Raw genomic sequence first — 17,320 nt, 5'->3', positions numbered from 1 at the left:
GGTTTCAGCGCTTCCTGAAAGTAGCCTTTCGCGTTTGCACTTATCGATGGCCCTGTGGCGCTTCACCAGACGACAGCCGCAAAGCCGGATGGGCGAGCACGAGGTCGATCAGGAACTCAAGTGCGATTTTAGCGCCCGGCGATGATACTGGCGATCACGCCACTGGTGATGGTGATTAGCAGATAGTCGTTCCCGTAGCGAACCCAGCGCTGACCACGCCCGGGCGCCCGCAAACCGTAACGCTTGTACTCGCGGACCTCGCTGCCGCCCCGGCCGTAACGGCCACCTCGCTTCAGCCAGGACGGCTTCGACGCCTGTCGCAGACCCTTGCGGATCTCCCGCTGATCCTGGCGCAGTTCCTGGCGATCCTGACGCAGCTCCTGGCGTGCGTGATCCGGGCGGTTTTGAGCCGACGCCTCAGAAGCCGCAAGCATCGGAGACATCAGGAATGTCAGTGCGAGCGCCGTGAGGATGGACTTCTTCATGTGAGCGTCCTTCGTTCGATGACCAGAAGACCCGGCCATCTCGATGCCCCTGTCTACGGACCGGACCCTGAACCGTGGATGACCCTTGCATTAGCGATCGATCAGGTTCGGGTCGACAAGCCGATCAGGGACCCGCAGGGGTTAAGACGGGGGAACAGTGCTCCTCGCGATCTGGCCGTCGAGTGCCTCATAGTCGAAGTAGCCAATCGCCGCGTAGAGTTCGGCGCGGGTCTGCATGCGGGACAGCATGGCCGTTGTCGCTCCGTCGCGTGCTATGGCAGCGTAGAGGTCCTCCTGCGCCTTCGCGGCGACACGTAGCGAACTGACGGGCCAGATCACCATGGCGTATCCGAACTCCTCGAAGTCGGCTGCCGTGAAGGGCGGCGTCCGACCGAACTCCGTCATGTTGGCAAGCAGTGGGACGCCGGACAGCGACTTCGCGAAGCCGCGGAACATCTCTGCGTCCGTCAGTGCCTCGGGGAAAATCGCGTCCGCGCCAGCCTCAAGGTACAGTCGGGCTCGGGCGATGGCCCCATCGAGTCCCTCGGTTGCCACCGCATCCGTCCGGGCGATGACGAGAAGGTCTCGACGCGCTCGTACGGCAGCCGCGACCTTGGCTGCCATGTCGCGCGGATCGGCCAAGCGTTTGTCGGAGAGATGACCGCACTTCTTAGGAAGGATCTGGTCTTCAATGTGCAGAGCGGCGGCTCCCGCGGCTTCAAGGGCGCGCACCGTTGCCATGACGTTCAGCGCCTCGCCGAAACCCGTGTCCGCGTCCACAATCACGGGCAGCCCCGAAGCGCCCGCGACCTGACGAACGAAGAAGCCGACGTCCGCAGCCGTGACGATGCCAAGGTCCGGAAGCCCCATCGACGCGCTCATCGCTGCGCCCGATAGGTAGAGGCCCTCGAAACCGGCACGCCTCGCCTGAAGGGCCGCAAGACCGTTGTGCGCTGCTGGTAAGCGTAGGATGCCAGGAGCACGGAGCCGTTCCTTCAGCCTTTGGCCGGGTGAAGCGGCATTGGCGAAATCGGCGAGGTAGCTCATGCCGGGGTCCTTCCGCTTTCCAGCATTATTCCTGAGGCAGCTTGGCATCGACGGCGAGGACCGCAGTTCGGTCCCTGTACCGGGCGAGCACAAGCGGCACGACCAGCATCAGAACGGCCGCCGACCACAGCACGATGGCGATCCAGCTCGACCAGAGGATCGAGACCTCGCCGGCCGACAGGGACAGGGCGCGCCGGAGGTTCTGCTCCAGGATCTTGCCGAGGACGAAGCCGAGGATCAGCGGCGCCATCGGCACCGACAGCTTGCGCAGCCACCAGGCGATGACGCCGACGGCGACCATCAGGACGAGGTCGAAGTCCGCCGACTTGCCGGAGTAGACGCCGACCGCGCTGACGACGACGATGAAGGGAACGAGCGTCCAGGCGGGTACGGAAAGCATGCGGGCGAACAGGCCGACGAACGGGATGTTCATCGCGAGCAGCATGACGTTGCCGATGAACAGCGAAGCGATCAGACCCCAGACAAGCTCCGGCTGGCTGGTGAAGAGCACCGGGCCTGGCGTGATGTTGTAGAGCGTCAGCACGCCCAGCATGATCGCCGTTGTCCCCGAACTCGGGATGCCGAGCGTCAGCATGGGAATGAAGTTGGAGTTTGATGCGCTGTTGTTGGCGGCTTCGACGGAGGCTAGGCCCCGCAGGTCACCGCGCCCGAAGCATGCCCCTTCCGGATCCTGGCGTTCGACGATCCGCTTCTCGGTCGAATAGGCCAGAACGGATCCGACGGTGCCGCCCGCGCCCGGCAGGAGGCCGATGAAGAAGCCGATGACCGAGCCACGAAGCGTGGCCATCCAAGTCAGGCGCATTTCGGCGAGGTTGAAGAGGCTGCGCCCCATGCGCTCGACCTTGGTCGGAATGCCAGCGCGGTGGCTTTCGTAAAGAAGTAGAAGCTCGGAAATAGCGAAGAGGCCGATGACGATCGTGGCGAACTGGATGCCGTCGATGAGGTTCGGCATGTCGAAGGTGTAGCGGAAGACACCGGAGTTCGGATCGATGCCGACGGTCGAAAGCGCCAAACCGATGCCGACCGCGAGCAGCGCCTTTACGGGCTCGTCAGCGAGAAGCCCTGCCAGTGAGGCAAAGGCGAACACCATCAGGGCGACGTATTCCACGGGGCCGAAAGCGAGTGCCCAACGCGACAGGATGGGTGCCGCGAGGACGATGCCGACGGTCGCCAGCATCGAGCCAACGAACGAGGTCCAAGCCGAAAGAGACAGTGCGATGCCAGCCTTGCCCTGTCGCGACAGCGGATAGCCCTCGAGGGCCGTCATCACCGCGGAGGCCTCTCCCGGGACGTTGATGAGGATGGCGCTGATGCGCCCGCCGTATTCCGAGCCGATGTAGATCGACGCCATGAGGATCATGGACGATTCAGGCGGCAGGCCGAGCGCGAAGACGACGGGCACCAGCATGGCGACGGCGTTCACCGGACCGAGCCCCGGAAGGACACCGACCATCGTGCCGACGACGGCACCGAGCGCGGCGAGCGCGAGGTTCAGCGGCGTCGCGGCGACCGCGAAGCCCGTAAGAAGAAAGCCGAGCGTTTCCATCAGAGGAGACCCCCCATGACGCCGGTCGGCAGCACAACGTCGAGGCCGTGGTCGAACAGAAGGTAGGAGCCAACCGACAGGACCAAGCCGGTCGCCGCGCTCTGCCACCAATTCGCACCAAAGATGCGCGCCACGACGAAGCTCATTAGGGCCGTCGAAAGGACGAACCCGAGTGGCTGGAACAAGAGCGCATAGGCGACAAGCGTCACGGCGATGCCGAGGATCCCCTGATTGACGCCTGCCGCGTTGGGCTCGATGGCACCGCCGCCCTTGACCAGCAGAACCAGTCCGCAACCGCCGATCAGGATGGCCGTGATCATCGGGAAGGCACGGGGTCCGACGGGCTCGTAGGCGAAGGGGGCCGCAAGGCCCCATCCGAAGGCGACGAGCACCAGGGCCATGAGCACCGCCAAGCCCCCAAGAGTTCTGTCGTTGCTCATGGCTCCGGTCCCTTACTGGGCCATGAGGCCGAAGCTGGACGCCAGCTCCTTGTAGGTCGCCACGCGAGAGTCGACGAAGCTCCGCAGTTCGTCGCCCGTCATCGGCAGGGGCAAGAGGTTGCGCTCTTCGAGGAGCTTGGCGTAGCCGGGCGCAGCCATCGACTTGGCGAAGGCATCGGACCACCACTGGTAGTCGGCGTCCGATACGTCCGGGCCAACGTAGAAGCCGCGGACGATCGGCCACTCGATGTCGTAGCCCTGCTCCCTGGCGGTCGGAACTTCGGCGAGCTTGCCCGTGAGACGGTCGGCCGAGTAGATGGCCAGGAGCTTGAGCGGCGCGCCACCGTCGATCGCTGCCTGGCTGTCACCGACGTCGTTCATGCAAACCTGAACGTGCCCGCCTTGGAGGGCCGTCGCACAGTCGCCGCCGCCTTCGAAGGCGACGAAGCGCATGGTCCTGTGGTCGATCCCGGCAGCACGAGCCGTCAGTGCGGCCTTGGTCCAATCCTGGCTTCCGATGGTGCCGCCGGCCCCGAGGACGACTTTAGCCGGATCGGCCTTGATCGCAGCCATCATGTCCTTCAGCGAAGTCCAGGGCGAGTCAGCGCCGACAACGACCGCACCGTAATCCGTACCGACCGAGGCGACCCAGCGCACGTCGGCGGCCGTATGGGCGCCGAACTTGCCTTGTGCGAGGTTGAGAAGAGAGCCGGCCGAGAATGCGACGATGGTGCCGGGTTCCCCGCGTCGTTGGCCAGCGATCGTGTTGTACGCGACGGCGCCGATGCCGCCCGGCATGTAGGAAACGCGGAGCATGGACTCGAGTGCGCCCGAATCCTTCAAGGCGGCCTGGGCAAGCTTGCAAGTGATGTCGAAGCCGCCGCCCGGCTGGGCCGGGGCGATGCATTCCGGCTTTGCCGGCTCAGCCGCGGCGGGACCGGATCCAAAGGCAAGAACGGACGCGAGAGCCGTTCCGGCGGCGAGGGCCGCGCGGCGAAGGATGGTGTAGGTCATGGTAGCCTCCCGAAGATCGTTGCGGGCCTCCCCGCCCGAAAGGCTTTCTTAACGAGGTCTTGCTTTCATCCGGCTTTCAGTTGCGGTGCCATAATCTCGTTGCGCCGCGGCAAGGACGATCGATGCCCGAAGCCCTTGCATGGGTCGGTTTATGAACAGCACCGATCCGCCATGCGCCTGTACGATGGCAGCCACGATCGCGAGCCCCAGACCCGTACCGCTCCGATCGCTTCCGTGCTCCGGACGACCGGAGTGACCGAACCGCTCTCCCACCCGCGTAACGGTGACCGTGTCCATCCCGGGTCCCTCGTCCAACACCTCTGCGGTCACGAGACCCTCGCTTGCTGCGGCACCTGCCCGGAGCGTTACGGATCCGCCACGCGGGGATGCTTTCAGCGCATTGTCGAGGAGGTTGCTCACCGCTTCGAAGAGAAGGGGTTCGGAACCGCGGGCGAACAGTGGTTCCTCGGGAACCTCGACTTCAAGGTCTATCCGCATCCGCCTCGCCTCCGCGAAGTGCAGGCGCGCCACGTCGCGCAGAAGCCGACAAAGGTCCGTCGGAGCCTCCTGCGAGCCATCCATCAGCGATGCGTTCTTGGCGCGTGCGAGAGCCAGAAGTTGTGTGGTCATGCGCGCCGCTCGGTCGATGATTGGCCGCATTGCTTCGAGGGTCTGGCGGGCGGTGGCATGATCGTCCGCACGCAGGGCGAAGTCCACCTGCGAGCGTAGGACCGCGATCGGCGTCTTGAGCTGGTGTGAGGCATCGTCGATGAATTGGCGTTGGGCCTCGCCTTGCTCGCGGTGACGCTCCAGAAGGTCGTTGATAGCGTCCACCAGCGGGCGCACTTCACGCGGCAGCCCCGTCGTGTCGAGACGGGAGCGATCGTCGGGCTCGCGAAGGTCGAGGCGATCCTTCATGGCAGCGAGTGGCGTGAGAGCGAAGCGGGCACCGAGAACGAGAAGAACGGCCGCGACCAGAACGGCGATGACGTCGCGCTAGATCGCACGGTGGATGAGGCTCTGGCGGAAAGCCTCGCGCGAACCGGTGGTCTCAGCGACCTCGATGACGATGTTCTGGGCGTTCGAAGCCCCGTAGAGCGGGCGGTCGAGAGGACGCTTGAAGACGGCGACGCGGATCGGGCGATCGAAATAGGTCGCGTCGTAGAAGCTGATCTCTCCAACCGATAGCGCCGGCGGCGGCGGCAGGAGGGCGTCGCCGATCTGGACGAGGCCATCCTCGGTCGAGACGCGAAAGAAGACCTCGCCCGAGGCGGTCGCCTGGAAACTTTCGAACAGGGGATAGGGAAGCTCCACCCCGACGCCGCCGCTTTCGGTCGAGATGTTGAGGTTGATCGCCCGGACGGCGCCGGCCAGCGAGCGATCGTACGCGCTGTCGGAAAGCTCGTGCAGCGTCGTCGCCGACACCCAGAGGCCGGCGGCAAGCAGGAAGACGAGGCCAGGGACCGTCCAGAGAGCCAGCGTCAGCCAAAGCGGGCGAGCCGTCTCATGCGAGGCAACCCTTGCTTCAGGCCCCGCCATCTGCGGCCTCCAGGAAGTAGCCGAGGCCGCGCAGCGTCACGATCTGCACGCTGGCGCCGGCAAGCTTGCGGCGAAGCCGATGCACCATGACCTCGATGGCCTCGAGGTGCAGGTCGCTGTCGGTCGATACGAGGCGGTCAAGAAGCTGTTGCTTGGAGAGCGGCTCGCCCACCCGCTGGATGAGGACGCGAAGAACCGCGTGCTCGCGGGGTGCGAGCGCCAGCGGCTCGCCGTCGAGGGTGAAGCGCTGTGCGTTGTGATCGAAAACGAGCGGGCCGCACTGGTAGACCCCACGCGCCCGACCATGGCTGCGCCGGACAAGTGCGACGAGGCGCGCCTCCAGTTCCTCCACGGCAAAGGGCTTGGCGAGGAAATCGTCAGCCCCGGCATGGAGAAGCTCGACGCGTTTCGACAGGTCGTCCCGGGCAGTGACGATCAGCGTCGGGGTCGCGTCGTCGGCCTCGCGCAACCGCTTCAGGAGGGAGGCACCGTCGAGCGAGGGTAGGCCGAGGTCGAGCACTATGGCGTCGAACGTTTCCTTCTTCAGCCGCAGTTCCGCCAAGCGCCCATCCTCCTCCCATTCGACCACCGAGCCGCGTTGCGCGAGGCTACGGCTCAGCCAGGTGGCGAGGTCCGGATCGTCTTCGACAAGGAGGATGCGCATCGGAAGAACCTAACGACGGCAGGAGCGGGCGTGATCGTCTCGATATACCAGACCGTTCGGCACCACGATCTGTCGGTGGCCTTCCACGAAGGCCACCGACAGCTTTTCGATCAGGATCAAAAGCGGTCGGGCATCCGACCGTTTGGGTGATGAATAGTTTCCGATGAACAAGTAGGCCGAATGCGACGGTCGATGTTCGGGAAGCTGACGTGCGGGATCTGCGTTTCAGCTGTCACTGACCGCTGCTTTCGACGATGGCCTTACCAGGGTCCGTCACGATGCGGCTCGAGCCGTTCGCGAACACTGAGCGATGCCCGTCCGGCGTCGGCCGTCCTGTCGATTGGAACGACGCTATATCTCGCCGACTTCATGACGGCCCACAACTCCAGCAGACTTGAGCCGCTCGATCATCCATCGGCCCGCAGGTCCTGGAGGGGTATCGGCGGGGTAGACGGCCGACATCGGCATGACCTGCGAGCGGGCACCGAAACTTCGGACCTCCAGCGCAACGAGCAGGCCATTGGCAATGTCGGCCTCGACGAGGTGAAGCGGCATGCCGCCCCAACCAAGGCCTGCCTTGAGGAAGGCGTGCTTGGCGCCGAGATCAGCAAGACGCCACGTCTTTGACGAGACGACCCCAAACTCCTTGCCCGTCGTCAGCTTCGATCTGTCGGTCAGCACCAGTTGGACGTGCTCGAACAGCGTGTCGTCGGTGATGTCGTCCCGCGCGGCGGCCAATGGGTGGTGGGGCGAGGCAACCGCGATCATCACCACCTCGGAGATGCGCTCTGTCGTCATCGGCACGGGAGCCTCCGGAAGCGACCCCATGACGCCGAAGGCGCACCGCCCGTCGAGAATGGGTTCGATAACGGCACCGAGCGCCTCGACATGCAGGCGGAGCGGCGTGTCGGGGAACGCCATGCGAAAGGCTTCGACCGCCGCGGTCAGGTCGGCGATCGGGAACATCACATCGACGACGATGCTGAGTTCGGGTTCAAGGCCCCCCGCCAGTCCCCGGGCCCGCGCCTTCAACCGATCCATGCTGCCGGTGACGTTCCGCGCCTCCTCCAGAAGGGCGCGCCCATCTCTCGTCAGGATCGGCTTGTGTCCCGTGCGCTCGAACAGCTTGACCCCGAGATGACCCTCGAGATTGGCGATCGTCTGGCTCACGACGGACTGCGACCGACCTAGTCGGCGTCCCGCCGCAGAGAAGCTCCCGTCTCCGGCAGCGGCGATGAACGTGCGGAGCTGATCGATGGATAGGGAATCGAGCATATCGTTTTATACGATGGTTTCCATCGAAAGATATAGGCTGAGAGCGATGATCCTCGTGCGCTAGGCTTCATGAACCCTCGAGCCTAGGAACCTACACGTGACCCTATCTCCGACCGAACCCATTCGATCTGCCTCCACCCCGGCCCGCAAGGGACGGACGATTGCCTCCTGGACTCTGCGTGCCCTGTTGGGTGCCGTCTTCCTCGCCGCCGGCGGCGCCAAGATCGCGGGCTTGCCCATGATGGTTGAGATCTTCGATCAGATCGGGCTCGGCCAGGGCTTCCGCTCTGTCACCGGCCTCGTCGAGGTCGTTGGTGCCATCGGGCTGTTCGTCCCGGGCATGACCCTCGCCGCCGCCCTGTGGCTGGGTGCGACGATGGCCGGGGGCATCCTAACTCATCTCCTCGTTCTGCCGACGAGCCCCGTGCCTGCCATCATCCTGTTCGGCCTCTGCGCCGGTCTTGCATGGCTGCACCGCGACCAGGCCTTGGCGCTGAAGAACAGACTGGCCTGAACCCAGCGCCCAAACCGCTCCGGCCCTACGTCGCCGGCATCATCTCCCGCCTGACCTCAAGGATGACACCATGAAGCTCTTGCACGTCGATTCCAGCATCCTCGGACCGAACTCCGTCAGCCGCAACCTCTCGCAGGCTGCGGTCGAGCGCCTCAAGGCGGCGGCGCCGGACACGGACGTCACCTACCGCGACCTCGTGGCCGAACCGATCCCGCATCTGACGGGACGCTACCTCGCAGGCCAGAGCCCCGAGGTCCTGCACGACCAGGCCCTTCAGGAAGACCTCGCCCTTGGGGGCAAGGTCCTGGAGGAATTCCTCGCCGCGGACGTCGTCGTGATCGGCGTTGCCTTCTACAATTTCGGCATTCCCAGCCAGCTCAAGGCGTGGATCGACCGGATCGCGGTCGCAGGAAAGACGTTCCGATACACTGCGGCGGGCCCGGAGGGCTTGGCCGGAGACAAACGCGTCATCCTCGCGATCGCGCGCGGCGGCTTCTATGGCGCCGAAACGCCCGCGGCCTCCTTCGAACATGCCGAAACCTATCTGCGCTCGCTTCTCGCCTTCATCGGAATCACCCATCCCGAAGTGATCGTCGCGGAAGGACTGGCCGTCGGGCCGGAGCAGCGGGAAGGCGCAATGAAGCAGGCTTTGGAGACCATCGCTTCCCTGCGCGCCGCCTGACAAGGACTGAAGGTGCGTGGAGCGGGATGGAATAAACCCGTCCCGCTCCGTCTCTCACAACAGACAGGACGATCGAACGATGCCAACGCGTATTCTTTCGGCACTTTCCCTGGCAGCCCTGCTGCTGACACTTGCCGGGTGCCACACGACACAGTTCGGCAAGAGCATTGGCTATCCCTCGCCCCAGCAGGGCGCTCAAGACGGCGACCAGTCCCTTCAATGAGCGCGCTCATCCCCGAGCGTCAAAGCGTCGTCACCACGCTGTCACCGCGCACGAGCGGCACACCGATGGAGATCGGCATCGACAGCTTTGCCGTCTCGCTTCCCGATCCCTCCACGGGCGCGACCATTCCGCAGACCGAGCGAATGGAGCGGCTGCTCGACGAGGTGGAGACCGCCGACCGTGCCGGGCTCGACGTGTTCGGCATCGGCGAGCATCACCGCGCCGAGTTCCTCGACTCCGCTCCCGCCTTGATCTTGGCGGCCGCCGCGGCCAGGACGCAGCACATCCGCCTGACGAGCGCCGTGACGGTGCTGAGCGCGGCCGATCCCGTGCGTGTGTTCCAGGACTTCGCGACCCTCGACCTCATAGCCAAGGGACGGGCCGAGATCGTCGTCGGGCGTGGCTCCTTCGGCGAAGCCTATCCGCTCTTCGGCTTCTCGATGCATGACTACGACGCGCTCTTCGCAGAGAAGCTGGACCTCCTCCTGAAGCTGCGGGACAAGACGCATGTCACATGGCATGGCCGCTTCCGGCCGCCGATCGAGAACCGCGGCGTCTTCCCCCGACCGAGCCAGGCAAAACTGCCGATCTGGCTGGGCGTCGGCGGAACGCCTGAATCATTTGCCCGTGCGGGCACGCTCGGCCTGCCGCTGATGGTCGCGATCATCGGAGGTAGCTTCCAGCGCTTCCGTCCGTTGATCGATCTTTACAGGGCGGCGGGCTCAAGCGCCGGGCATGCACCGAAAACTTTGAAGGTCGGTGTCCATGCAATCGGCTTCGTCGGCGAGACGGCGGAGGCCGCTCGCGACGCCTTCTTCCCCGGCCACGCTTACATGATCTCGACGATCGGTCGCGAGCGGGGCTGGTCGCCACCGTCGAGGAGTCAGTTTGATGCGATGTGTGGCCCTGACGGCGCTTTCCTGATCGGCGATCCCCGCTCAGTCGCGGAGAAGGCCGTCATGGCCAGCAGGGCGCTCGGAGGCATCTCGCGCCTCACGTTCCAGATGAGTCCTGCGATGAACGATCCCATGGCAATGCGACGCTCGATCGAGCTTTTGGGCTCGGAGGTGGCGCCAGTACTGCGCACGACATCCGCCGCTCCACAGACTGTGGACGCTCTTCCGCACTGAACGAAGAAATCAGACTTCATCCTGCATCTCTTCGATGCCACTGAGCGAACTTTGGCCCAACGAGGGTTTAGCTCCCGATTTTCCGTTTCCGAACTATCTGACGGCAAACAACTGTTCACCGTTATGGACCCTCTGGCCAATGAGGGGGGCGGAATGTCAGCTAGCCTATGTTGGGATCTGAAAGCTGCCTGACCGCTATCCACTCAGCCGAGCCAATCGATGTCGGAGAAAGCGGACGTCCGAAAGCGGTCCATCCACTTTCGACCCCTCCCAGACTTTACGGCCGCGAATTGTAACGCCAGAAAGCAAGCGTTGCCGATCGCGATCGGTGGTGAGGGCGACCACACCGGATGCCAACCATGTTCGGCTGCTCTCACTTCGACGAGATTAGTCGCCGACCATACCCTGGATCCGGTTCGACAGGATCGTCATGTCGAACGGCTTCGTCACTACCTGCATGCCGGGATCGAGATGCCCGTGGCTCAGAACGGCGTTCTCGGCGTAGCCGGTGACAAACAGAACTTTGAGGTCCGCGCGCAACTCGCGGGCGGCGTCAGCGACCTGCCGCCCGTTCATGCCGTTGGGCAGGCCGACGTCGGTCACGAGGAGATCGATCGCCACGTCCGAGCGCAGAATCTGAAGCGCCTGTGGGCCATCGCCAGCCTCGATCGCCATGAAGCCGAGATCCTGGACGGCATCCACTACAAGCATTCGCACCAAGGGCTCGTCGTCCACCACGAGGACAGACCGGCCCCGGTTGTCGGACCGTATGGGTGCCGGTGCGGTCTCGGGCTCGTGCGCCTCCTCCTCGTGATGGCGAGGGAGGTAGATGCACACCATCGTTCCCGCGCCGACCTCAGAATCGATGCGGACCTGCCCCCCGGACTGCCGGCCAAACCCGTAGATCATCGAAAGGCCGAGCCCCGTGCCCACGCCGATCGGCTTGGTGGTGAAGAAGGGATCGAACGCCCGCTCCACGACGTCGGCGGACATGCCCGTTCCGGTGTCCGACACGCACATTGAGAGATACGGCCCGGGCGGCAGATCGCGCTCGCGCGCCGTCCGATCGTCGAGCCAGCGGTTGGCAGTCTCGATCGCAATCCGGCCGCCGTTGGGCATGGCGTCGCGGGCGTTGATGCACAGATTCAGGAGGGCGTTCTCGAGCTGGTTCGGATCGACCAGGGCTGGCCATAGCCCCGCCGTCGCGATTGCCTCCACGATGATCTGCGGCCCGACGGTGCGGCGGATCAGATCCTCCATCCCGGAGATCAGGCGGTTCACGTCGGTGGGCTTCGGCTCGAGCGTCTGGCGCCGCGAGAAGGCCAGCAGGCGATGGGTCAGGGCCGCTGCGCGCTTGGCCGCCCCTTGCGCTCCCACCATGTAGCGGTCGAGTTCGTCGATGCGGCCCTGCCCGATGCGCGTCTGCATCATGTCGAGCGAGCCGGAAATGCCGGCAAGCAGGTTGTTGAAGTCGTGCGCGAGCCCGCCGGTGAGCTGCCCGACTGCCTCCATCTTCTGGCTTTGGCGGAGCGCCTCCTCAGCAAGGCGCAGCGCCTCGCCGCGCTCCTTCTCCTCCGTGACGTCCCGTCCGAACGCGAAGGTGACGTCGCCGTTGGGGATCGCGGCCCAGGCGATGTATCGGACCGATCCGTCCTTGTGGCGGTAGCGGTTGACGATCCGCGGCGAGCCGCCCGCGGCGGCCAGGACATAGGCGTCGACGGTTTCCTGATGATCGTCGGGCAGCACGAACTCGTTGACGTGGCGCCCGACGAGTTCGTCGGGCCCGTAGCCGAGGAGCTGCGTCCAGGCAGGGTTGGCCCTATGCAACATGCCCTCGCCGTCGATGACCACCATCAGATCCGGCGAAGCGGTCCACATCAGGTCGCGCTCGGTGGTCCGCTCTTCCACGAGCCGTTCCAGCGTCTCGTTGGCCGTCCGAAGCTGGCCCTGGCTTTCCAGGAGCGCCTGGTCGGCGAGCACGCGCGCCGTCGTCTCGTTGGTGAAGATGAAGAGGCCGGCGACCTCGCCATTGCCATCGAGGACGCGCGAATAAGAGAACGACCACCAGGTATCGCGCACGCCCCGGTCGGTATCGAGGGTCCAGGGCAGATCGACGAAGCGCTGGCTGCGGCCCTCGAATGCCGCGTCGATGATCGGCTTCGCCTGGGCCCAGGCGTCAGCCCACACCTTGTCGAAGCGCTCGCCCATCGCCCAGGGCAGCCGGGGACCGAGAAGCGGGAAGTAAGTCTCGTTGAAGAAGAAGCTGAGATCCGGACCCCAGGCCAGGATCATGGATTCGGGCGAATTGAGGATCAGGCTGAGCGCAGAACGCAACTCACCCGGCCAGCCCGAGATAGGTCCGAGCGGATGGTCAGTCCAGTCGCGCTCGAGGATCATGCGCGAGGCGGCCCCGCCGCCGGCGAGGAATGCATGGGACGTACTCAAATCGTCGGGTCCACGATCGTCTCAATTAAGCAACCAAGTTGCTGGCCGACACATCCTTCCAGCACAGCTCCCAGGCATCATACAGGGCGGACGTGACCACGGGCCGGCCTTAAACGATGTCGCGAGCCGCGGAAAGCGGCAAGGCCTTGGCCCGTCCAGGGGCCCGACCGCGTTGAGCCAAACACACGGTCAATCGAGATCGAAGACATCGGCAGCGCCGATCCAAAGTCTGGTCTGTCTATCGCATACCTGAAAGCCGGCTGACCGCTAACCACCCAGCCGAGTCGATCGGCATCACGGAAGCAGTCGTCTGGAAGTGGTCGGACGAGTTTCGACCCCTTCTCGCCGTTCCGATGGAGGCTGCGGCTTCCCGGAAGCGGACATTTAAGTCGTCGCCTACGCTCACTGGCCGCCGACATCGTTCCTGACGAGATGGTCGAGGTTGGCGATCAAGCGCTCCAGTAGCTTGTTGAATACCTCGACTTCCGCCGTTGTGAAGCCCGCTAGCGCCTCGTCGTTGCTTTGGAAGAGGACCGTGCATGCCTCCGGAAGACGCGCTCGGGCGGCCCCGGTCAGGCGATGCGGCTGGAGCGGTCGTCGACCGGGTCCGGTGCCGAAGATCGCGATCACCTTGCCCCTGACTTAGCTAGCCTTTAGGGCCTGAGGGCCTCGGCTCGTGTCGATGTCGTTGTTGAAGGGTAGGTCCATGTAGGGGAACCGTTCGACCCGTGCCCGGATGCGCTTCTGGCGGCTTCCCGGCTCGCCCCAGAGCACCTCGACCTCGCGACCGATCTCGGCGTGCGCGACGTTCAGCAGGCTGAGGCTTCAACGGGCCGTGAGAGTGATCGCGGTGTTCCAAGGGTCGCGCACCGTCAGGCGCGATGGCTCATCGATCTCCATCCGATCGGCCAGGCGTCCCCGGGTCGCCTCAAGGACATCGCGGGCCGTCTCTATCTCGACATGCGACAAACCCGTCGACAGGTCGGTCCGGGGTAGCGCGCCGCGGCTGTTCCAGATGTTGGCGGCGAGCTGGTGGTGGTATCCGCCCGTCCCGAAGAAATAGGCGCCGGGGTAGCGGTTGGTTAGATCAAAGCCGAGGAGGTCACCGTAGAAACCCTCAGCCCGGGCGAGGTCTCCGACCTGGAGGTGGACGTGTCCGACGATGCCACCGTCGGAGAACCCGGACCACGCCCGACCGGCGGCCGAGCGCATCAGGTCCTCCATGTCGATGGGGTTGGACGACATGCGGATCGTGTCGCCATCCCAGGTCCACTGCGAACTCGGGCGATCGACGTAGATCTCGGTCCCGTTGCCTTCGGGATCGGCAAGGTAGAGCGCCTCGCTCACCAGGTGGTCGGCCGCCCCCTGGACGGCGATGGACTGTTTCGCAACGAAGTTCACCCATGCCCCGAGGTCGGCCCGCTCGGGCAGCAGAAAGGCGATATGGAAGAGCCCAGCCTCCCGCGGCGAGCGAAGCTTGGCGGACGGCTCGTGACGCAGCTCGAGAAGCGTCTTGCCATTCACCCCGAGGCCCATCGTCTTCACGGTGCGTCCCGTGTCTTCCAGACCGATGACCTTGCGGTAGAAGTCGGCGACACGGTCGAGATCGCGCACGACAAGCGTGACCTTCGCGATCCGATGCGGGGCTGCTGTCAGTACGGGATCGATCGAGGCGATCCGGCGCGTGTGTGTGGCGGTGGTCATGACGAGCTCCTCGGGACGGAGAGGCAGACGTTGGTCGTCAATGGGTCGCGCTGCTGCGGAGGACGGACGGGGTCGGGCGAAGGGCGTAGGCGCCCTCGCCCAGGAGAGCGACCCCGAGCAGTCCAACGATCCAGAGCGCGAGGAATTCCCACCCGCCGTTCGGGTTGGTAAAGAAGAAGCCGGCCGGGCCGTGAACGGTGGCGATGGCACCCAGCAGGATCGGGATGAGCGCCAGCGCGGCGAGCCGGCTGTAGATGCCGGCGATCAGGGCAATGGCGCCAACGATCTCGACGACGATGACGAGATAGGCGAGCGGGCCGGGAAGGCTTAGGCTCTGGAAGAACTGGGCCGTGCCGGCAGGTGTGAAGACGAAGACCTTCAACCCGACGTGGGCAAAAAACAGGATCCCCAGCGCAACGCGCAGGAGTGTGGCGGCATATGGTGCTGTGCGGGTGTCGATCATGTCCGGAACTCCAGCGTTTGACCTGCGCTATGTGCCCCCTGCCAACTTGTTCGATAATCCGGTCGCGGTGCATAACAGCTCACACCTCAGGAGTGAGTTGATGCTGGACAAGTTCACGGGACTACAGGTCTTCGCCCGCGTGGCCGCACTCGGCAACCTGTCCGGCGCGGCGCGCTCGCTTGGCATGTCGCAGACCATGGCCACCAAGCACATGGCGGCCTTGGAGGAACGGCTTGGCGTGAAGGTCCTCCATCGCACCACGCGTCGCATCACGTTGACGGAGGCAGGACGCCGTTACCTCGAAAGCACCGAGCGCATCCTCGCCGAAGTCGAGGAAGCGGATGCCGCGGCCATGGCCGAGCGCGTCGAGGTGACGGGTGTCCTGCGTGTCAACGCGCCCGTGTCGTTCGGCGTGCGTGCTCTCGCCCCCCTGCTTCCGGCCTTTGCCGAGCTCAATCCCGCCCTAACCATCGATCTCGGACTGAACGACCGGACGGTAGACCTCGTCGAGGAAGGTTGGGATCTTGCCATCCGGGTCGGGCGTATCAAGGACCAGTCGCTCGTCGCCCGCAGGCTGGCGCCTTGCCACCTGCTTCTGGCCGCATCCCCGGAGTATCTGCGGACGCACGGCACGCCCCGGACAGTCGCGGAACTCAGCACCCACAACTGCCTCGGCTATACGTTGTCGAGCACGCTCGGTCCCCGAAGTTGGGCGTTCGAGAAGGACGGCAGCCACGCCGTCCCTATCCAAGGCAACCTGCGCGCCAACAACGGCGACGTGCTGGTCGCGGCAGCCTCGGCAGGACATGGGCTCGTCTACGAGCCAACCTTCCTGGTCGGCGACGCCATCCGCTCTGGCGGGCTTTGCAGGGTCATCCTCGATCGTCCCCTCTTGGAGGTTCCCGGCGTCTACGCGATCTACGCCGCCAACCGCCGCCCCCCCGCCAAGGTCCGCGCATTCATCGACTTTCTGGTCGACCAGTTCGGACCGACTCCGCCTTGGGATCGAGACCTGCTGGGATGAACAATGAACACAGCCTGCGCGCTTCTCTTTAGCGTGCTCACGGGCGCCGCTCACGCCTTGAAGCGCTCGCAGGCACTCAGCCGCTCGACCCAGGCATCCACCGCGAGGTGGTAGATCTCTTCGTGAAGGAAGGCGATCTCCGTCGCGTGTGCCTCCTCCTCGACCTCGACCCACCAGCTTTTCGGTCGTCCGTCGGATCCGTCGTTCCAGCGGTAGCCGCGTTCCTTCAGCATGTCCTTGGTGTGGAACGGGCTGCCCTCGGCCCAGAGGCGAAGGCGCGTGCGCTCGGCGGACGCCGCGAGCTGCGCGAACGGACGGAGCGCTTCCGTCCTCGATGGGGACGCGAGAACCTCCAGCAGGGCATGGCAGTCGTCGACGGCACGGTGGCCGTTGTGGAACCAGCCGCTTTGGCCGACGAGGTAGCCGAGCTTGGTGCCCTCGAAGCCCAGGCCTGTCCAGTCGACATCCGAGACCGAGCAGGCCCAAGGCTTGTAGTCGAACCCGGGAGCAAGCTTCTCGCAAAAGGGACGGTCGAACTTGGCGTTGTGTGCGATGACGAGATCGGCGTCATCGACGAAGGCGGCAACCGCGTCGATGTCGATGCTCTGTCCCGCCACCATCTCAGCGGTGATGCCCGTGATCCGGGTGATCTCGGCGCTGATCTCGACCGTCGGCTCGCGCAGCGCGGAAAACACGCCGACGACGTCGCCGATCACGCCGTCGGCGTAGGCGAAGGCGACCATGCCGAGCTCGATCACCTCGTCCTTCGTGTGGTCGAGCCCCGTGGTCTCGGTGTCGAGGATGACGCCGATCTTCTTTCCCGCCGGGATCGGCCGGATGAAGGGCACCGCCGGACGTGGCTTCAGGCGACGCAGGACGCGGTAGTCGTCCGAGCCGTCGAGGATGTCGGCCATGTCCGCGAGCGACGGACCCGGGACTCGGGCTGGTGCACCGTGCGACATGCGGCGGGAGGACCCGGCACGACCGACAGGCGGCGCGGGGTTCTCGGCTTGAAAGGTCGCGAAGAGGTCAGCCTGTCGCTCCGGCGCGACGTCGAGTTTGGACTTCATGGAGGTCCCCAGGAACGGGGGCACCCTTCACGAT

Annotated in this window: 18 protein-coding genes; 4 read left to right on the top strand and 14 right to left on the bottom strand. The window is 65.0% G+C overall.

Features of this window, described 5'->3' with window-relative positions; translation table 11 throughout:
* Positions 1-128 precede the first annotated feature (128 nt).
* The 9 genes from ASG62_RS25050 to ASG62_RS25010 all read right to left on the bottom strand — a co-directional run bounded on the left by ASG62_RS25050 (position 129) and on the right by ASG62_RS25010 (position 8,031).
* On the bottom strand, positions 129-485 hold the full coding sequence (locus ASG62_RS25050) for an RcnB family protein (protein WP_056699314.1): 357 nt from the start codon (positions 483-485) through the stop codon (positions 129-131).
* A 141-nt stretch (positions 486-626) separates the two neighbouring features.
* A complete protein-coding gene (gene prpB, locus ASG62_RS25045) occupies positions 627-1,532 on the bottom strand; it encodes a methylisocitrate lyase (RefSeq protein WP_056699316.1) in 906 nt (301 codons plus the stop codon).
* 25 nt (positions 1,533-1,557) lie between these two features.
* Positions 1,558-3,099: a tripartite tricarboxylate transporter permease gene (locus tag ASG62_RS25040; RefSeq protein WP_082537493.1), complete on the bottom strand. Its 1,542-nt coding sequence runs from the start codon at positions 3,097-3,099 to the stop codon at positions 1,558-1,560.
* On the bottom strand, positions 3,099-3,539 hold the full coding sequence (locus tag ASG62_RS25035; protein ID WP_056699319.1) for a tripartite tricarboxylate transporter TctB family protein: 441 nt from the start codon (positions 3,537-3,539) through the stop codon (positions 3,099-3,101). Before ASG62_RS25035 ends, ASG62_RS25040 begins: the two co-directional genes overlap by 1 nt.
* Before the next feature lie 12 nt (positions 3,540-3,551).
* Positions 3,552-4,553, bottom strand: a complete 1,002-nt coding sequence (locus ASG62_RS25030) for a Bug family tripartite tricarboxylate transporter substrate binding protein (RefSeq protein WP_056699323.1) — start codon at positions 4,551-4,553, stop codon at positions 3,552-3,554.
* A gap of 48 nt (positions 4,554-4,601) precedes the next feature.
* Positions 4,602-5,471 (bottom strand): ATP-binding protein, encoded by an 870-nt coding sequence (locus ASG62_RS25025; RefSeq protein WP_056699327.1) that lies wholly within the window; start codon positions 5,469-5,471, stop codon positions 4,602-4,604.
* A gap of 78 nt (positions 5,472-5,549) precedes the next feature.
* Positions 5,550-6,092 carry a sensor histidine kinase N-terminal domain-containing protein gene (locus ASG62_RS25020; RefSeq protein WP_056699331.1) on the bottom strand — a complete coding sequence of 181 codons (543 nt, stop codon included), beginning with the start codon at positions 6,090-6,092 and terminating at the stop codon, positions 5,550-5,552.
* Complete coding sequence (locus tag ASG62_RS25015) at positions 6,079-6,756, bottom strand: response regulator (protein ID WP_056699333.1); 678 nt, start codon at positions 6,754-6,756, stop codon at positions 6,079-6,081. Before ASG62_RS25015 ends, ASG62_RS25020 begins: the two co-directional genes overlap by 14 nt.
* 351 nt (positions 6,757-7,107) lie before the next feature.
* Positions 7,108-8,031, bottom strand: a complete 924-nt coding sequence (locus tag ASG62_RS25010) for a LysR family transcriptional regulator (protein ID WP_056699336.1) — start codon at positions 8,029-8,031, stop codon at positions 7,108-7,110.
* 97 nt (positions 8,032-8,128) lie between these two features.
* On the opposite strand from ASG62_RS25010, the gene ASG62_RS25005 reads away from it, so the two are divergent.
* From ASG62_RS25005 to ASG62_RS24995, 3 genes are all read left to right on the top strand, one after another.
* Positions 8,129-8,545: a DoxX family protein gene (locus ASG62_RS25005; protein ID WP_320409407.1), complete on the top strand. Its 417-nt coding sequence runs from the start codon at positions 8,129-8,131 to the stop codon at positions 8,543-8,545.
* A 70-nt stretch (positions 8,546-8,615) separates the two neighbouring features.
* Positions 8,616-9,227, top strand: coding sequence for an FMN-dependent NADH-azoreductase (locus ASG62_RS25000; RefSeq protein ID WP_056699339.1), 612 nt, complete (start codon positions 8,616-8,618; stop codon positions 9,225-9,227).
* A 288-nt stretch (positions 9,228-9,515) separates the two neighbouring features.
* On the top strand, positions 9,516-10,580 hold the full coding sequence (locus ASG62_RS24995; protein WP_056699342.1) for an Atu2307/SP_0267 family LLM class monooxygenase: 1,065 nt from the start codon (positions 9,516-9,518) through the stop codon (positions 10,578-10,580).
* Between the two features lie 387 nt (positions 10,581-10,967).
* On the opposite strand, the gene ASG62_RS24990 is transcribed toward ASG62_RS24995, so the two are convergent.
* From ASG62_RS24990 to ASG62_RS24975, 4 genes are all read right to left on the bottom strand, one after another.
* Positions 10,968-13,025: a PAS domain-containing sensor histidine kinase gene (locus tag ASG62_RS24990; RefSeq protein WP_056699346.1), complete on the bottom strand. Its 2,058-nt coding sequence runs from the start codon at positions 13,023-13,025 to the stop codon at positions 10,968-10,970.
* Between the two features lie 402 nt (positions 13,026-13,427).
* A complete protein-coding gene (locus ASG62_RS24985; protein ID WP_056699349.1) occupies positions 13,428-13,655 on the bottom strand; it encodes a hypothetical protein in 228 nt (75 codons plus the stop codon).
* Between the two features lie 195 nt (positions 13,656-13,850).
* Entirely contained in the window at positions 13,851-14,729 is an 879-nt protein-coding gene (locus ASG62_RS24980; RefSeq protein WP_056699352.1) for a VOC family protein, read from the bottom strand.
* A 37-nt stretch (positions 14,730-14,766) separates the two neighbouring features.
* Positions 14,767-15,192, bottom strand: coding sequence for a DoxX family protein (locus ASG62_RS24975; protein ID WP_056699356.1), 426 nt, complete (start codon positions 15,190-15,192; stop codon positions 14,767-14,769).
* A 100-nt stretch (positions 15,193-15,292) separates the two neighbouring features.
* Between ASG62_RS24975 and ASG62_RS24970 the strand changes: the two genes are divergently transcribed.
* Positions 15,293-16,216, top strand: coding sequence for a LysR family transcriptional regulator (locus ASG62_RS24970; RefSeq protein WP_056699374.1), 924 nt, complete (start codon positions 15,293-15,295; stop codon positions 16,214-16,216).
* 50 nt (positions 16,217-16,266) lie between these two features.
* Here ASG62_RS24970 and ASG62_RS24965 read toward each other — a convergent pair whose 3' ends face one another.
* Complete coding sequence (locus ASG62_RS24965) at positions 16,267-17,286, bottom strand: 3'-5' exonuclease (RefSeq protein ID WP_082537494.1); 1,020 nt, start codon at positions 17,284-17,286, stop codon at positions 16,267-16,269.
* Between the last annotated feature and the right edge of the window lie 34 nt (positions 17,287-17,320).

This window comes from Aureimonas sp. Leaf427 (assembly GCF_001425485.1).
Classification (GTDB): Bacteria; Pseudomonadota; Alphaproteobacteria; order Rhizobiales; family Rhizobiaceae; genus Plantimonas.
Note: the sequence above shows the minus strand (reverse complement) of the source record. Positions and strands in the feature narration are given on the sequence as shown.

Coding starts and splice junctions, on each gene's coding strand:
- ASG62_RS25010 (WP_056699336.1), bottom strand. CDS start 8,031: ATGCTCGATTCCCTATCCATCGATCAGCTCCGCACGTTCATCGCCGCT.
- ASG62_RS25035 (WP_056699319.1), bottom strand. CDS start 3,539: ATGAGCAACGACAGAACTCTTGGGGGCTTGGCGGTGCTCATGGCCCTG.
- ASG62_RS24980 (WP_056699352.1), bottom strand. CDS start 14,729: ATGACCACCGCCACACACACGCGCCGGATCGCCTCGATCGATCCCGTA.
- ASG62_RS25000 (WP_056699339.1), top strand. CDS start 8,616: ATGAAGCTCTTGCACGTCGATTCCAGCATCCTCGGACCGAACTCCGTC.
- ASG62_RS25015 (WP_056699333.1), bottom strand. CDS start 6,756: ATGCGCATCCTCCTTGTCGAAGACGATCCGGACCTCGCCACCTGGCTG.
- ASG62_RS25040 (WP_082537493.1), bottom strand. CDS start 3,099: ATGGAAACGCTCGGCTTTCTTCTTACGGGCTTCGCGGTCGCCGCGACG.
- prpB (WP_056699316.1), bottom strand. CDS start 1,532: ATGAGCTACCTCGCCGATTTCGCCAATGCCGCTTCACCCGGCCAAAGG.
- ASG62_RS25050 (WP_056699314.1), bottom strand. CDS start 485: ATGAAGAAGTCCATCCTCACGGCGCTCGCACTGACATTCCTGATGTCT.
- ASG62_RS25020 (WP_056699331.1), bottom strand. CDS start 6,092: ATGGCGGGGCCTGAAGCAAGGGTTGCCTCGCATGAGACGGCTCGCCCG.
- ASG62_RS25025 (WP_056699327.1), bottom strand. CDS start 5,471: ATGAAGGATCGCCTCGACCTTCGCGAGCCCGACGATCGCTCCCGTCTC.
- ASG62_RS24965 (WP_082537494.1), bottom strand. CDS start 17,286: ATGAAGTCCAAACTCGACGTCGCGCCGGAGCGACAGGCTGACCTCTTC.
- ASG62_RS24995 (WP_056699342.1), top strand. CDS start 9,516: ATGGAGATCGGCATCGACAGCTTTGCCGTCTCGCTTCCCGATCCCTCC.
- ASG62_RS24970 (WP_056699374.1), top strand. CDS start 15,293: ATGCTGGACAAGTTCACGGGACTACAGGTCTTCGCCCGCGTGGCCGCA.
- ASG62_RS25030 (WP_056699323.1), bottom strand. CDS start 4,553: ATGACCTACACCATCCTTCGCCGCGCGGCCCTCGCCGCCGGAACGGCT.
- ASG62_RS24975 (WP_056699356.1), bottom strand. CDS start 15,192: ATGATCGACACCCGCACAGCACCATATGCCGCCACACTCCTGCGCGTT.